Source organism: Anaerotruncus sp. 80 (assembly GCF_009936115.1).
In the GTDB taxonomy this organism is placed as follows: Bacteria; Bacillota; Clostridia; order Peptostreptococcales; family Anaerovoracaceae; genus Senimuribacter; species Senimuribacter intestinalis.
Map to the genome: position 1 here is coordinate 23,364 of NZ_QWES01000010.1, position 12,156 is coordinate 35,519.

Here is a 12,156-nt window from a genome sequence, read left to right on the forward strand (position 1 = left end):
ATTATAAATATTGTCGGGAAAGGAGTACCAATGAAATTAAAGGCGGCAATATACTGCAGATTATCTAAGGAAGATCTTGACAAGGAATGCGAAGAACAGGAGAGTCAATCTATCATCAATCAAACGATGATGCTTCTTGATTACGTTGAAAAAAACGGTTTTGAGCTATATGACATATATAAGGATGACGACTATTCCGGTCTTTATGATGACAGACCGGGTTTTGAGAAACTGATTCACGATGCGGAAGCAAGAAAGTTTGATGTAGTGATTTCAAAAAGTCAGTCTAGATTTACCAGAAATATTGAACATCTGGAGAAATATCTGCATCATGATTTTCCACTCTGGGGAATTCGGTTCATCAGTCTGGTGGACAATGTGGATACGGCGGTTAAGGGAAACAAAAAATCAAGACAGATTAATGCCTTGATCAACGAGTGGTATTGTGAAGACCTGTCAGAATCTATCAGGGCAAGTTTTAAGATAAAACAGCAGAAAGGCCAGTTTTTAGGACAATCTGCTCCCTATGGCTATGTCAAATCGCCGGAGGATCATCATCTGCTGATTCCCGATCCATATGCGGCAGGCATTGTAAAACGGATATTTCATATGTATCTGAGTGGAATCGGCAAGGACAAAATCGGCTGTATTCTTACTGAAGAAGGCGTTCTTATCCCTTCGGAATATAAGAGGCGGGTACTTCATTTGAATTATCATAATGCCAATGAGAAATATGGAGAAAGCAGCCGCTGGTCCTTCCAGACGATCAATACCATTCTTAAAAATGAAGTGTACATTGGGCATTTGGTTCAAAACAAGTGTGTGAAACGATCATATAAAACAAAAGAAAAAAAGGCTGTGCCGGAAGAAGAATGGATCCGGGTTGAAAATACTCATGAACCGATTATCGATGAACAGACTTTTCGAAGGGTGCAGGAAAGGCTTACAGAACGACACAGAGAGACGAATATTCACCTCTTGAATGAAGGGCTGTTTGCCCGAAGACTTTTTTGCGGAGACTGCGGAAAGCCTATGACACCATATTACACAAAGAGGAAAAAGAATGGTGAAAGACATAAATGCTACATTTGCAGTGAGTATAAAAGATTTGGCAACCGATACTGTACCAGCCATAACATCCGTGAAGATACATTGAAGGAAATAATTCTGAAGGATTTGCAGCAGCAGGCTAAGGTTATATTGAGCAGCGAAAGCAAAGGCAGAATAAGAGCGTTTAAGTGTATCAGCGGCAGTGAAGACAGAGCATACAAGCTGAATGAGCTTAATGAGGAACTGAAGAAAATAGGAAACTATAAGGCTAAGGCCTTTGAAAATTTCGCAGACGGACTCTTAAACAAGTCTGAATATGTAAAGCTGAAAGAAAACTATGACGACAGAGAAAAAGAACTGCAGCGAAAAATTCAGAAGTGCAAAGGAGAGCAAGTTGAACCTGAAGGAAAAGCCGATTTCGGTTCCTGGCTGGAGAATTTTGCAGATAACTTCGATGTAAAAGAATTAACGAGAGAAATGGTTTTGAATTTGATTGACAGCATTTACATATTTGAAGATCACACTGTAGAAGTCAACTATAAATTCAGGATTGCTTAAAAAACAGACAGAAATGCTCCCAAAAGTTCTCCCAATTAAACGCCACATGTGTTGCTACGGCGGAATACATTGCGGGCAGTGAAGAAGTTTTTGTGGAAAAAATGAATAAGCGGGCTGAAGAACTTGGCATGAGGGATACGCACTTTGTAAATACCAACGGATTACCTGTAGCAGATCATTACACCAGTGCATATGATATAGGAGTGATGTCGCAAAAGCTTTTGAAGCACGAGCACACGCAAAAATGGTTTAATACCTGGCAGACGACGATACAGGTTGGGCTTCCCGGAAAAGAAAAGGAGTTCGGACTGACCAATACCAACAAATTAATCAAACAGTATCCCGGTGCTAATGGTATAAAAACTGGCTTCACTCAGGAGGCGGGCTTCTGCCTTTCTGCTTCGGCGACAAAGGATGATACTACGCTGATAGCCGTGGTGTTAGGTGCAAAGACTTCAAAAATCCGGTTTGAAGAAGTTTCAAAGCTTTTGAATTACGGATTTGCCAACTATGCGTCGGTCACCTTGGCAGACAAGGGGCAGCGCATGAAAAAAGTGACCCTTGATAAAGGAGAACCTTATTCTTTTCAAGCATTAACTACCGAAAAAATAACAGCTTTTGTTAAAAAAGGAGAAGAAAAGCAGGCGGCATGTAAAGTTACCATAAATAAGAACATAAAACTGCCTCTGCGAAAAGGTGACAAAGTAGGCACTTTGACTGTATATATCGGAAAAGAAAAAGCAGGCACCTACGATCTGGTGTCCGACAGAGATGTAAAGAAAGTTTCCTTCCTAACCTATTACATACGGAAGATAAAAAATTTATTCTGATTTCAGAAGCACATAGAAGGAGACTACCATGGAGAATGAGTATATTCTTTCCTTTTCTTCTTTTTATAAAGCAGCCTATGCCAAAGATGTCCTGGAGGAAAATGGATTTCATGCTGCCCTGCGAAAGTTGCCTCCGCAGATAACCCATTCCTGCAGCACCGGACTCTATCTGAGGATTGACTCAATAGAACGGGTGCGGGGAGTGTTGGCAGAACGGCAGATTACAACTCGAGGAATCTATCAGGTGACTCGTATTGGCGGAACAAAGTCTTATAGAAGTGTGTAAAAAGAGATAGGATCCAAACTGTGCATTCAGTGCCACATTGAATGCACAGTTTTTCTTTTTTTGAAAATAGCTCTTGACGAACGAATGTTCTTTTGGGATAATGAAATAGAATAAATAGATAGGAGCGTGCAGGAATGGATTTATACAAATTGTTTTATAATAAGAATAGAGTTTTAATACTGATTTTAACTTTGACAGTATTATTGTCCGGGTGCAGTCAGCTTGAGCAGATGGGGATTTTAGAAACTTCAGAGACTGCGTCTTATTCTCTTTCAGAAATTCCGCCTTATGAGAACAGCCCTTATGTTGTACTGGAAGATAATATGCCAGCGTTTTCAGAAGCAGATATGTCCACAGAATCCTTTGAGACATATAGCGATCTGGACCGTCTTGGACGCTGCGGTGTTGCTTTTGCCAATGTAGGCAGGGATTTAATGCCCACCGAAAAGAGAGGCAGCATCGGCATGGTCAAGCCGTCTGGCTGGCAGCTTGCCAAATACGACATTGTAGACGGAAAATATCTTTATAATCGCTGCCATCTTCTGGGATATCAGCTAACTGGAGAGAATGCCAATGAGCAAAATCTCATTACCGGCACCAGATATATGAATGTGGACGGAATGCTTCCCTTTGAGGATATGGTGGCGGATTATGTAAAAGAAACAGGCGGACATGTGTTGTATCGTGTAACGCCAATTTATGATGGAAACGATTTAGTAGCCAGAGGAGTGCAGATGGAAGGATATTCTGTGGAGGACGATGGCGAGGGTGTTTGTTTTAATGTATTTGTTTATAATGTACAGCCAGGAATCGAAATTGATTACAGCAATGGGGCTAATCGACTCGACCTAAATAATGCAGCAGCGCAGGATGATGAAGAGGAGAAAATTGTCGAAGAGATAAGGGGTAATAAACGCTCTAAGATTTATCACTGCCCGGGTCAGCGAGCTTATGAGGAGATGGAAGATTCCAAGAATCTGATTATTTTTGATTCAGAGGAAGAAGCGATTGAGGCAGGATATCGAAAGGCAAAACAGTAGATGGAATAGACTGAATAATATATATTAAAAAATATTATACATATATTAGGAAATTTTGTCAAGAAATTAACAAAATCGTTGCTAGTACTAAAGTACTATGCTAGAATAAGATATAAAACTGCCTATTTAATAAGAGGAGCGTGATTGAATGAGTCAAAATAAGGCAAAAAAAGGAGCTCATCCGTATGAAGGGAAGGAGCTATCCAAAGATAGTCCTATCACTTCTGTCTCTGCGACAAATACCATGGTATATCCTTTGCTGCAGCATATTGGAGCGCCGGCGAAAGCAATTGTTTCACCGGGTGAACGTGTACTAAAAGGACAAATGATTGCAGAATCTGACGGGTATATTTCTGCTTCAATTTACAGCGCAGTGTCAGGAACGGTAAAGTCCATTGAAAAGCGAACTGTTGTAAACGGAGAAAAAACAGACTGTATTATAATCGAAAACGATAATGTGAATGAAACCGTAGATGGTTATGGTGAGAGCCGTGATTTGGACAACGTGTCAGCAGAAGCAATTATTGATGCGATTACAGAAGCTGGTATTGTCGGTCTAGGCGGTGCAGGTTTTCCTAGCGGAGTGAAGCTTTCTCCGAAGAATCCGCAGGATATCGATACCATTATTATCAATGGTGCAGAGTGCGAGCCATATTTGACGGCAGATTATCGTTTAATGCTGGAAAGAAGTAATGAAATGATTCTGGGCATCAAAGCTATCCTGAAGCTCTTTGAGAAAGCGAGAGCAGTAATCGGAATAGAGGACAATAAGCCGCAGGCGATTGCGCTGCTTCAGGAAAAGGCTGCAGGCGAAGAGCGAATTTCTGTCGTTTCTTTGAAGACCAAATATCCGCAGGGTGGCGAAAGACAGCTGATTTATGCCGTGACAGGAAGAAAAATCAATTCTAAAATGCTGCCGGCGGACAAAGGGTGTTTGGTTGTCAATGCAGCTACTTGCTTTGCAATATATGAAGCAGTATATCAGAATATGCCGCTGATTCACAGGGTTATGACAATTACAGGTGAGGGTGTAAATACGCCTTGTAATTTAGATGTTCCGCTGGGGATGTCTTTCGGTGAAGTACTGGAAGCTGCCGGGGGTGCGAGAGAGGACGCAGTGAAATTTATTGCCGGAGGACCTATGATGGGGGCAGCACTTAGCACTTTGGATGTTCCTGTGGTGAAAACCTCCTCTGCGATTCTTGTATTCAATCAGGATGATGTAGCTGCACTTGCCCAGTCGGCATGTATCCATTGTGGCAGATGTGTAGGCGTTTGTCCGAGTGATTTGGTTCCGCAAATGCTCGCAAAAGAAATTAAGGCAGAGAATTATGAGAAGTTCGACCGTTTAGGTGGTATGGAATGTATGGAGTGCGGTTGCTGTACTTATGGCTGTCCAGCAAAGATTCCACTCACGCAGATGTTTAAGCTAGGCAAGGCAAAAGTGCGTGAAATGCGTATCATTGGTTAAGAAGTAGAGGTGTTTTATGTATAATGTTTCAGTGTCTCCTCATGTGAGGGAGCAAAGTACGACCCAGTCTATTATGCGGGATGTAATCATTGCACTTCTTCCGATTCTCGCCTTTGGCGTGTATCATTTCGGAATAGGTGCACTGCAGGTAATTATTATTTCAGTAGTGACCTGTGTAATTGGAGAGATTTTATTTGATTTAGCAGTCAAGAAACCGGTGACTGTCTTTGATGGCAGTGCAGTAGTGACAGGATTGATTCTCGCAATCAATCTGCCGGCTACAGCAATATGGTGGATGCCAGTACTGGGAGGTCTCTTTGCTATCGTTGCAGTAAAAATGCTGTTTGGCGGTCTGGGGCAGAACTTTATGAATCCTGCGTTGGCAGCAAGATGTTTTCTGTTAATTTCATTTTCAGGAAGAATGACAGATTTTACTATGGATGGTGTTTCCTCTGCAACTCCGCTTGCAGCAATGAAGGCCGGAGAACTGCCTGATTTGCTGTCATTGTTTTTAGGCTTCCACGGCGGATGTATCGGAGAGGTATCCGCGCTGGCAATTTTTGCGGGAGGTATTTATCTGATTGTAAAGAAAGTGATTTCTGTGAGAATTCCGCTTACTTATATACTGTCAACGGCAGCATTTATTCTGCTGATTAATTTGATTAACGGTGGTGACATCAGTACGAATTATCTGTTAGCACAGGTTCTTTCTGGTGGTCTTCTTGTAGGAGCATTCTTTATGGCGACAGATTATGCGACTAGCCCGATTACGCCGAAGGGACAATTACTCTATGGCATTCTTCTGGGATTGTTCACAGCTCTGTTTAGAACCGTAGGTTCTTCCGCAGAAGGTGTGTCCTATGCGATTATTATCTGCAACCTTCTTGTTCCGCTGATTGAGAATATTACAATTCCAAAGCCTTTCGGCAGTGAAAAGGCGAAAGGAGGAAGCAAAGCATGAAAAAGAAAACGGCAACGGTTGCCAATACATTAGTATTAGTAGTTGTTACTTTTATAGCGATTCTGGCATTATCGGTTGTCTATCAGGTTACCAAGGGTCCGATTGACCAGGCAGAAATCAACGCCAGAGCAGAAGTTTACAAAGTTGTGTATCCAGAGGCAAAGGGTTTTGCTCAGATTGATAACACAGATGCGCTTCTTGAAGGCTCGGCAGAAATGCTGGCTGGAGCAGGATACGACGGATGCTTTATTAACGATGTTTTAGCAGTAATCGACCCGGCAGATTCCAGTGCGACACCAAAGGGTTATGTTATCGCAGCAACTTCCCCTAGCGGATACGGCGGTAACATTCAGATTGCAGTCGGAATTACTTCTGATGGCACATTGACAGGGTTTAATGTAGTATCCCATTCGGAAACTGCAGGACTTGGCTCCAAGTGTACAGAGCCTGCTTTTACAGAGCAATTTAAAGGAAAAAAAGCAGAACAGCTCGCATATAGCAAGACTGGCGCTTCTGCTGACAATGAAATTGATGCTATTGGCGGTGCAACCATTACGACAGGTGCTGTAACCGATGCAGCCAATGCAGCCATCGCATTCTACCAAGCTAACTTCGGCGGAGGGCTTGCGCCGACAGAGGAGGCAGACCCGATGGAAAAAGCGTTCCCGGGCATTGCTCCGGAAGAATTGACAGACATTGAATTCAGTGAAGTCAGCGGTGAAGACTATACAGTCAATGAGGTCAAAGATGCAAAGGGCGAAGGCTATGTCGTTATTGTAACTGCACATAATGGTTATGATGGAGATTTACAGATTGCACTGGGAATCGGAAGCGATGGAGTCATCAAAGGCTTTTCCACGCTGATTTGTAACGAGACAAAGACCCTTGGCGGACAGTGTACCAGCGATGAGTTTGCAGCGCAGTTTATCGGTATGAAGGCAGCGACTGTTTCCCACGTTTCTTCTGGTGCAAAGCAGGAAAACAATGAAATTGACATGATTGCTGGTGCGACAATTACAACGGATGCTGTATTGACAGCGGTAAACGGTGCAATTGAGTATTACAATAATGAACTGAAAGGAGCGTGAGGTAGATGAAAGCAGTATTAGAAAGATTATATAACGGCATCATCAAGGAAAATCCAACCTTTGTGCTCATGCTCGGCATGTGTCCGACTCTTGCAGTAACTACCAGTGCCAGCAACGGTTTCGGTATGGGTATCGCTACCATGGCGGTACTGATTATGTCGAATCTCATCATTTCACTTTTACGGAAGGTGATTCCAAACGGTGTCAGAGTACCGGTTTATATCATCATTATTGCATCATTTGTAACAATTGTGGAACTTTTGATGCATGCATATATGACATTCCTTTATGAAAGTCTAGGAATCTTTATTCCTCTGATTGTAGTAAACTGTATCATTTTAGGAAGAGCAGAGACTTATGCGTCCAAATATGGACCATTCCTATCCATCTTTGATGGTGTAGGCATAGGCCTTGGATTTACCCTAGGGCTTACCGTTATCGGTATGGTGAGAGAACTGATTGGTAATGGGACCATTTTCAACATACAGATTATGCCGGAAAGCTATGAACCGATTTCTATTTTCGTCATGGCACCAGGTGCGTTTTTCGTACTGTCCATACTCTGTATGATTCAGAACAAGCTAAAATTGAAAGGGGCTAACCGTCATGTCAAAGGTGAAGGTGGCTGCAGCGGCAACTGCAAGCAGTGCCCGGCTGTATGTGAGGAGGTAGAGGCAAATGAGTAACAGCTTATTTTTAGTACTTCTTACAACAGCGCTGATTAACAATGTTGTATTGAGTCAGTTTTTAGGAATCTGTCCATTTCTAGGTGTATCTAAGAATGTAAAAACAGCTGCTGGTATGAGTGGTGCAGTAATCTTCGTTATTACTATTGCTTCCGCAGTGTCCAGCTTGCTCTATGATTACTTGCTGGTAAGGTTTGATTTGACTTACCTGAGAACTATCGTGTTCATTATGGTAATCGCTTTTCTGGTACAGCTTGTAGAGCTATTCCTGAAGAAAGCTATTCCGCCGCTTTATCAGAGCTTAGGTGTATTCCTGCCGTTGATTACGACCAACTGTGCGGTGCTTGGTACAGCGCTGACCAACGTGCAGTCAGGAAATGACTTCATCACAAGTGTTGTATCCGGAATTGGAACTGCTGTCGGCTTTGGTATTGCCATCATTATCATGGCGGGTGTGAGAGAAAAGAGCGAGACTAATGATTTCCCTGATTCCTTCAGGGGAACACCGGCTGTATTAATGACAGCTTGTTTGATGTCTATCGCATTTTATGGATTCGGTATGTTAGCATAGAGGAGGGACCAGATATGAATATGAGTGAAATTGTAATCGCAGTCGTTTCTCTGTGTGCGATTAGTGCAATCATCGGTATTGCGCTCAGTATTGCTGAAAAAGTGTTCCACGTAGAAGTCAATGAGCTTGAAGTGGCAGTTCGTGAAGTGTTACCCGGCAGTAACTGTGGTGGCTGTGGCTACGCAGGCTGTGACGCCCTTGCAAAAGCCATTGCAGAAGGCAGCACTCCAGTAACTGCATGTCCTGTAGGTGGTAAGCCTGTTGCAGAGGAAATCGCAAAGATTATGGGACAGGAAGTAGGCGACATGGAGAAAATGGTTGCTTATGTCAGATGTAACGGAACCAGCGACATGAAACAGGTGGATTATCAGTACATCGGTATCGAAAGCTGTGCTTATGCGGCTAAAATGCCGGGTTCCAGCCCGTATGCCTGCAAATATGGCTGTTTGGGCTATGGTTCCTGCGCAAAGGTTTGTCCGGAGAGAGCAATCCGTATCATCGATAAGAAAGCCGTTGTAGACGAAGCGCTTTGTATTGCCTGCGGAAAGTGTATCAAAGTTTGTCCGCACGACTTAATTGAATTGGTACCGGCTGCTTCAACTCACAGAGTGCAGTGCATATCTCTTGCTAAGGGCAAAGAGGTAATGAACGCCTGCAAAGCAGGATGTATCGGCTGTGGGCTTTGCGCAAAGAACTGCCCATCAGATGCAATTGTAATGGAAAATAACATTGCAAGAATCGATTACAGCAAATGTACGCATTGCGGTGCATGTGCGGAGAAGTGTCCGAGAAAGATTATTAAAGTGTTTGAGTAATCATGAATCTTTGATAAAATATTGACAATTGAGAGATTGTTCGATATAATATAACTATACGCTAATACTAAAATATGAAAAGAAAATTAGGAGAGAAAACTATGCTGAAGATGAAAAAATTATTAATTTCCGCATTGGCGCTCGCTATGGTATTTTCCTTTGCTGCTTGTGGCAGCTCTGATGATGGTGGTGACAATGCTGGCGGCGACGCAAATGCGGCTGGAGCAAAGACTGGTTATGCAGTAGTAAGCTCTATCGCAGATGTTGAAGATGAAACCTTGACTATCGATTCTGTAGTTGCTGCTGTTCTGGTTGATGCTGACGGCAAAATCGTTAGCCTGAAAGTTGACGAAATGCAGATTAAGCCGGACCTTGGAACTGATGACGGCTCTGTTGCTGATCTGAGATCCAAGCTGGAAAAGAAAGAAGACTACAACATGAAGGGCGCTTCCCCAATCGAAAAAGAGTGGTATGAACAGATTGCCGCATTAGAAGAATGGGCAGTAGGTAAATCTGCTGACGAAGTAGCTGCTGGTATCGGTGAAGACGGTTATCCGACTGACGAAGATTTGACTGCCGGCTGCACTATCTTCTTAAACGACATCGTAACAGCAATCACTAACGCAGTTAACAATGCACAGGATTTAGGCGCTTCTGCAGATGATACTCTGAAGCTGGCTGTAACAGCTGAAAAATCTTATCAGAGCAGCGATGAAAATCTGCAGTATGACGCAGCTTATGCAGCTGTAACTGTAGATGCTGAAGGCAAAATTACTTCTTGCCTCATCGACGCTTCTCAGGCAAAATGCGCATTAGACGGCGGAAAATTCAAGGTTGAAGCCGGAAGCTACATGACTAAAAAAGAATTGAAGGAAGACTATAACATGAAGGGTGCTTCCCCAATCGAAAAAGAATGGTACGAACAGGCTGCTGCTTATGAAAAGTGGGCAGTAGGCAAAACTGTAGACGAAATTACTGGAGCTGTTGATGGCGATGGATATCCTACAGATGAAGAACTTCTGGCTGGCTGTACAATTGTAATTTCCGCTATCGCTGCTACTATTGAAGCTGCAATGGCAAAATAATTACTGACGGAGTTTGAAAGAGAGCAAGGGCTTCTTTGCTCTCTTTTCCATAGTAAACATGAAGAAAAAAATTATCCTGTTATTCATCGCATTTGTGATGGTATGCACTGGGTGTGGGAATTCCGAAGGCGGTAAGACGGAGAGGTTTTCCTCAAGTTTTATCGACGTCTTTGATACGGCCTCGACGGTAATTGCTTACGATAATAGCCAGGAGGACTTTGATGCCCATTTAGAAACCTTTCATCAAATGCTGGAAGAATATAATAAGCTGTATGATATTTACAATACTTACGATGGTATGGTGAATCTTGCTGTCATCAATCAGCGTGCAAAAGACGAACCGGTAGAGGTCGATCAAAGGATTATTGATCTTCTGGAATATTGCCGGGAAGTTTACGATATGAGCAATGGACAGACCAACATTTGCTTTGGCACAGTACTTTCTCTCTGGCATGACAGCAGAACCTATTCTGTAAACAACCCCGAAAAAGCGTATCTTCCGGATATGCAGGAGTTGAAGCAGGCGGCAGAACATACAGACTTTGACGACTTAATCATTGATAAAGAAAAACGTACTGTTTATTTTAAGGATCCAAATCTGCGTTTAGATGTAGGTGCTGTAGCAAAGGGATTTGCGGTCAGAGAGGCCTCAGCTTACGCAAAAGAAAATCTCTGGTCCTCGGCGGCAATCAGTATCGGAGGAAATGTAGTAACCTTCGGTTACAAGAATGACGATGGGAAGACACTTTGGAACATCGGGATAGAAAGTCCTGACCCTGACAGCAAGGAAAACCTTGAGAGTCTTGCAATCACAGAGCTTTCAGTAGTAACTAGCGGAGATTATCAGAGATATTATATCGTTGATGGAAAGAAATACTGCCACATTATCAATCCGAAGACTCTAATGCCGGCGGAATATATGGCAAGCGTTTCGGTGCTTTGCAAGGATTCTGCGCTGGGCGATGCCTTGTCCACAACTCTTTTCAATATGTCAATTGAGGAGGGACGCAGTCTTGTGGATTCCATGGACGATGTGGAAGCCGTTTGGGTGGATAAAGACTATAAAAAGACCTATAGCGCAGGTTTTGAGCAATATATAAAATAGGAGGAATAGTATGAAACAGAGTGCACATTTTAATCCGAAATCTACCAGCTGGGTGATTTCGCTGGTTGTCATGATTGCAGTTTCTGCGGCAGTGATTTTTGGTTCAGAGGCGATTTATGGCAGTGCAAATAAGAAATATACAGAACCTGTGGAAGTGGACTTTACCATTGCCTCCACACAGGATATTGATATCGCAGGCACCAATGCAGCAGACTATAACGTAACTGCAGTGGAAGAAGCGTACGATACAGCTGGTGCTTTGGTAGGCTACGTTGTAAAGGGAACTACAGTAGGCTACAATGCTGAAGAGCCGATTGAACTGGCTGTCACTATTTCTGCGGATGGCACGCTAGTACTTGGCATTGATGTGTTGCGCCAGAAGGAAACTGAGTATCTGGGCGAAAAAATCGCAACAGACGCTTTTAAAGGTCAGTTTACAGGAAGATATCTGCCGGTTGTGATTGCAGGCGAAACTGCACAGGGCTCTCCAATTGATGCAATTTCCAAGGCAACCATTTCTTCTAAGGCGGTGGTGGACGGTGTAAACCGCGCACAGGAATTTGTATTGGCAAACTATACAGTATCTGCTGCTGAATAAATATCGAGTATA

At 43.0% G+C, this 12,156-nt stretch carries 13 protein-coding genes; all 13 read left to right on the top strand.

What is annotated here, in order from left to right; genetic code table 11:
* The first annotated feature begins 30 nt into the window (after positions 1–30).
* The 13 genes from D1155_RS06000 to D1155_RS06060 all read left to right on the top strand — a co-directional run bounded on the left by D1155_RS06000 (position 31) and on the right by D1155_RS06060 (position 12,144).
* Entirely contained in the window at positions 31–1,608 is a 1,578-nt protein-coding gene (locus D1155_RS06000) for a recombinase family protein (protein WP_160201484.1), read from the top strand.
* The gene (locus D1155_RS16100) at positions 1,593–2,438 is read left to right on the top strand and encodes a D-alanyl-D-alanine carboxypeptidase family protein (protein ID WP_347560974.1); all 846 of its coding nucleotides are present in this window, start codon (positions 1,593–1,595) and stop codon (positions 2,436–2,438) included. Before D1155_RS06000 ends, D1155_RS16100 begins: the two co-directional genes overlap by 16 nt.
* A gap of 28 nt (positions 2,439–2,466) precedes the next feature.
* Complete coding sequence (locus D1155_RS06010; RefSeq protein WP_160201486.1) at positions 2,467–2,724, top strand: DUF3343 domain-containing protein; 258 nt, start codon at positions 2,467–2,469, stop codon at positions 2,722–2,724.
* A 134-nt stretch (positions 2,725–2,858) separates the two neighbouring features.
* Positions 2,859–3,764 carry a DNA/RNA non-specific endonuclease gene (locus D1155_RS06015; protein WP_160201487.1) on the top strand — a complete coding sequence of 302 codons (906 nt, stop codon included), beginning with the start codon at positions 2,859–2,861 and terminating at the stop codon, positions 3,762–3,764.
* A 148-nt stretch (positions 3,765–3,912) separates the two neighbouring features.
* Entirely contained in the window at positions 3,913–5,235 is a 1,323-nt protein-coding gene (gene rsxC, locus D1155_RS06020; protein ID WP_160201488.1) for an electron transport complex subunit RsxC, read from the top strand.
* Between the two features lie 16 nt (positions 5,236–5,251).
* Positions 5,252–6,196: an RnfABCDGE type electron transport complex subunit D gene (locus tag D1155_RS06025; RefSeq protein WP_160201489.1), complete on the top strand. Its 945-nt coding sequence runs from the start codon at positions 5,252–5,254 to the stop codon at positions 6,194–6,196.
* Positions 6,193–7,284: an RnfABCDGE type electron transport complex subunit G gene (locus D1155_RS06030; protein ID WP_160201490.1), complete on the top strand. Its 1,092-nt coding sequence runs from the start codon at positions 6,193–6,195 to the stop codon at positions 7,282–7,284. Before D1155_RS06025 ends, D1155_RS06030 begins: the two co-directional genes overlap by 4 nt.
* Before the next feature lie 5 nt (positions 7,285–7,289).
* The gene (locus D1155_RS06035) at positions 7,290–7,970 is read left to right on the top strand and encodes an electron transport complex subunit E (RefSeq protein WP_160201491.1); all 681 of its coding nucleotides are present in this window, start codon (positions 7,290–7,292) and stop codon (positions 7,968–7,970) included.
* On the top strand, positions 7,963–8,541 hold the full coding sequence (locus D1155_RS06040) for an RnfABCDGE type electron transport complex subunit A (protein ID WP_160201492.1): 579 nt from the start codon (positions 7,963–7,965) through the stop codon (positions 8,539–8,541). The genes D1155_RS06035 and D1155_RS06040 overlap by 8 nt, the downstream gene beginning before the upstream one ends.
* 14 nt (positions 8,542–8,555) lie before the next feature.
* Complete coding sequence (locus tag D1155_RS06045) at positions 8,556–9,356, top strand: RnfABCDGE type electron transport complex subunit B (protein ID WP_160201493.1); 801 nt, start codon at positions 8,556–8,558, stop codon at positions 9,354–9,356.
* A 101-nt stretch (positions 9,357–9,457) separates the two neighbouring features.
* Positions 9,458–10,441: a hypothetical protein gene (locus D1155_RS06050; RefSeq protein ID WP_160201494.1), complete on the top strand. Its 984-nt coding sequence runs from the start codon at positions 9,458–9,460 to the stop codon at positions 10,439–10,441.
* A gap of 58 nt (positions 10,442–10,499) precedes the next feature.
* Entirely contained in the window at positions 10,500–11,546 is a 1,047-nt protein-coding gene (locus D1155_RS06055) for an FAD:protein FMN transferase (RefSeq protein ID WP_160201495.1), read from the top strand.
* A gap of 10 nt (positions 11,547–11,556) precedes the next feature.
* Positions 11,557–12,144 (top strand): FMN-binding protein, encoded by a 588-nt coding sequence (locus D1155_RS06060; RefSeq protein WP_160201496.1) that lies wholly within the window; start codon positions 11,557–11,559, stop codon positions 12,142–12,144.
* Positions 12,145–12,156: the final 12 nt, after the last annotated feature.

Bases quoted from the DNA above. Each gene is read 5' to 3' on its own strand.
- D1155_RS06060 (WP_160201496.1), top strand. From the start codon at position 11,557: ATGAAACAGAGTGCACATTTTAATCCGAAATCTACCAGCTGGGTGATT.
- D1155_RS06000 (WP_160201484.1), top strand. From the start codon at position 31: ATGAAATTAAAGGCGGCAATATACTGCAGATTATCTAAGGAAGATCTT.
- D1155_RS06055 (WP_160201495.1), top strand. From the start codon at position 10,500: ATGAAGAAAAAAATTATCCTGTTATTCATCGCATTTGTGATGGTATGC.
- D1155_RS06040 (WP_160201492.1), top strand. From the start codon at position 7,963: ATGAGTAACAGCTTATTTTTAGTACTTCTTACAACAGCGCTGATTAAC.
- D1155_RS06035 (WP_160201491.1), top strand. From the start codon at position 7,290: ATGAAAGCAGTATTAGAAAGATTATATAACGGCATCATCAAGGAAAAT.
- D1155_RS06025 (WP_160201489.1), top strand. From the start codon at position 5,252: ATGTATAATGTTTCAGTGTCTCCTCATGTGAGGGAGCAAAGTACGACC.
- D1155_RS06010 (WP_160201486.1), top strand. From the start codon at position 2,467: ATGGAGAATGAGTATATTCTTTCCTTTTCTTCTTTTTATAAAGCAGCC.
- D1155_RS06015 (WP_160201487.1), top strand. From the start codon at position 2,859: ATGGATTTATACAAATTGTTTTATAATAAGAATAGAGTTTTAATACTG.
- D1155_RS06030 (WP_160201490.1), top strand. From the start codon at position 6,193: ATGAAAAAGAAAACGGCAACGGTTGCCAATACATTAGTATTAGTAGTT.
- D1155_RS06050 (WP_160201494.1), top strand. From the start codon at position 9,458: ATGCTGAAGATGAAAAAATTATTAATTTCCGCATTGGCGCTCGCTATG.
- D1155_RS06045 (WP_160201493.1), top strand. From the start codon at position 8,556: ATGAATATGAGTGAAATTGTAATCGCAGTCGTTTCTCTGTGTGCGATT.
- rsxC (WP_160201488.1), top strand. From the start codon at position 3,913: ATGAGTCAAAATAAGGCAAAAAAAGGAGCTCATCCGTATGAAGGGAAG.